Raw genomic sequence first — 2,478 nt, 5'->3', positions numbered from 1 at the left:
CGAGATCCTCGCGCGCCTCGAGCTGCCCGCGGACACCGCCGACCGGTACCCGCACGAATTCTCGGGCGGACAGCGTCAGCGCATCGCTCTCGCACGCGCGCTCGTGCACCGGCCCGAGCTGCTGCTCGCCGACGAACCGGTCAGCGCCCTCGACGTGCTCGTGCGCGGCCGCCTGCTCGGCCTGCTCGCCGAACTGCGACGCGAGCTCGGCCTGACGCTCGTCACCGTGACGCACGATCTGGGCGTCGTGCCCCGGATCGCGGACCGTATCGTGGTGATGCGAGCCGGCCGCGTCGTCGAATCCGGACCGACCGCGCAGATCTTCGAGGCGCCCCGCGAGCGCTACACACGCGAACTGATCGCGGCACTCCCCCGCCTGCCGTAGCTTCGGGCGCGCCCGATCCGGCCCGGGCCGGGCAGTCGCCCGGGGAGCTCAGTCGAGGTCGCGCAGCGAGCCGAGCACGGCATCGCGGAGCGACGGCGGCGCCGCGCCCTCGCACGCCCGCCGCACGGCGACCGTCAGCTTCTCGAACACCTGCTGCTCGTCGCGGCAGTCGCTGCACGTCTCCAGGTGCTCGCGGATCGGCGCGCAATCGGCATCGCACAGCTCGCCGCGGATCAGCTCCTCGAGATTGGCGCGGGCGTGCCCGCAATCGCATCCGCTCATTCCGCACTCCCTTCCTTCGCCGCTTTCGACGGGCCCTTCGACCGGCGCCCGGAGGTGCCAGATCCACGAGCCGGCTCGGCGGCCGACGGCACGCCGAAGCCCTGCTCCCTGGCGTAGTCCCCCAGCGACTGGCGCAGGCGCGCCCGGCCGCGGTGCAGCCGGCTCATGACCGTGCCGATGGGCCGCTCGATGATGTCGGCGATCTCCTGATAGCTGAAGCCCTCGACGTCGGCCAGGTAGACGACCATGCGGAAGTCCTCGGGCAGGGCGTTCAGCGCATCGGTGACGACGGTCGCGGGCGTCCGGTCGATCGCCTCCGCCTCGGCGGAGCGCGAGGCCATCGCCGTCGTCGACTCCGCACCGCCGAGCTGCCAGTCCTCGAGTTCGTCGACCGCGCCGAGGAACGGCTCCCGCTGCCGCTTCCGATAGGTGTTGATGTACGAGTTCGTGAGGATCCGGTACAGCCACGCCTTGAGGTTGGTGCCCTCCGTGAAGCTGTCGAACGCGCTGAACGCCTTCGTGAAGGTCTCCTGCACCAGATCCTGTGCATCCTGAGGATTGCGCGTCATCTTCATGGCGGCGCCGTAGAGCTGATCGAGGAAGGGCAGCGCGTCGCGCGTGAAGCGCGCTTCGAGTTCGCGCGCGTCGCTGGTCTGGCTCCGAGTCACAACACCCGATGCTACCGCGTCGCGCGGCGCAGACCTGCGGCGGCGTCCCCGGACCGGGTCGCTCCAGTGCGCGCGCGTGCGCGCCGGAGCGACCCGGCGGCCCGCCACCGCATCGCGCACGGATCGCACAAAGAGCGGCGGCATCCCTCGGCCTGCCCGGATGGGAGCGCGCCCGCTCGCCTCCTGCATCGCCAACGCCATCGCACCGACCTCTCTCGAACCACTGCCGTAGAATCTTCAACCAGAGACACCAGACGTCTATTCCAACGGAGGCGCCCTTTTCCATGCTCGAAGCCAAACTCAACCACGGTCGCGACGACGAGGACCCGGCGGGCCAGGGCGAGAGCTTCGACGGCGGCGCACCGCCTTGGGCGGCGCCCGTCGCCGAGACGCGGATCGACGCGACCGTCTCGCTGCCGGGATCGAAGTCGCTGATGGGGCGCGAGTTGATCCTGAGCGCGCTCGCCGACGCTCCCGGCACCGTGCACGCTCCGCTGCACTCGCGGGACTCGCAGCTGATGATCGACGCACTGCAGGCGCTCGGCACCGGATTCGATCGGATCGAGGCCGAGGATGACGCACCCGAGGTGCTGCGGATCACGCCGGCCGAGGAGCTGATCGGGTCGACGACGATCGCCTGCGGGCTCGCCGGTACGGTGATGCGCTTCGTGCCTCCGGTGGCGGCGCTGGCCCTCGGACCGACGGCGTTCGACGGCGACCCCTACGCGCGGAAGCGCCCGATGCGACCGGTCCTCGACGCCCTGCGCGCGCTCGGCGCGGACATCTCGGACGACGGTCGCGGCGCCCTGCCCTTCACCGTGCACGGCACCGGCTCGCTCCGCGGCGGCCGCGTGGAGCTCGACGCCTCGCTCTCGAGCCAGTTCGTCTCGGCCCTGCTGCTCTCCGCCGCCCGCTTCGAGGAGGGCGTGCACGTGGTGCACACGGGCGATCGCGTCCCGAGCCTGCCGCACATCGAGATGACGCTCGAGGCTCTGCGCGAGCGCGGCGTAGAGGCGGACTCCCCCGCTCCCGGCGAATGGCGCGTCTCGCCCGGTCCGATCCGTGCGCGCGACGTCGTGCTCGAGCCCGACCTCTCGAACGCGGCCCCCTTCATCGCCGAGGCGATCGCCGCCGGCGATGCCG

At 71.7% G+C, this 2,478-nt stretch carries 4 protein-coding genes; 2 read left to right on the top strand and 2 right to left on the bottom strand.

The features are described from left to right. Positions 1–385, top strand: a 385-nt coding sequence (locus ACFPZL_RS12265) for an ATP-binding cassette domain-containing protein (protein ID WP_382335631.1), incomplete at its 5' end; no start/stop codon positions are given. A 48-nt stretch (positions 386–433) separates the two neighbouring features. On the opposite strand, the gene ACFPZL_RS12260 is transcribed toward ACFPZL_RS12265, so the two are convergent. Beyond that, positions 434–667 (bottom strand): zf-HC2 domain-containing protein, encoded by a 234-nt coding sequence (locus ACFPZL_RS12260; RefSeq protein WP_218115198.1) that lies wholly within the window; start codon positions 665–667, stop codon positions 434–436. Next, positions 664–1,335 (bottom strand): sigma-70 family RNA polymerase sigma factor, encoded by a 672-nt coding sequence (locus ACFPZL_RS12255; RefSeq protein WP_236022042.1) that lies wholly within the window; start codon positions 1,333–1,335, stop codon positions 664–666. Before ACFPZL_RS12255 ends, ACFPZL_RS12260 begins: the two co-directional genes overlap by 4 nt. Before the next feature lie 284 nt (positions 1,336–1,619). Here ACFPZL_RS12255 and ACFPZL_RS12250 point away from each other — a divergent pair. Then, the coding region (locus ACFPZL_RS12250; protein WP_382335629.1) for a 3-phosphoshikimate 1-carboxyvinyltransferase at positions 1,620–2,478 on the top strand (859 nt) is incomplete at its 3' end.

The sequence above is a fragment of the Leucobacter soli genome, assembly GCF_042659205.1.
Lineage (GTDB): Bacteria > Actinomycetota > Actinomycetes > Actinomycetales > Microbacteriaceae > Leucobacter > Leucobacter soli.
The sequence above is the reverse complement of the archived record's forward strand: the minus strand, read 5'-3'. Positions and strand labels throughout refer to the sequence as shown.

What these genes read in the sequence shown, in the direction of transcription:
- ACFPZL_RS12260 (WP_218115198.1), bottom strand. Translation starts at nt 667, where the DNA reads ATGAGCGGATGCGATTGCGGGCACGCCCGCGCCAATCTCGAGGAGCTG.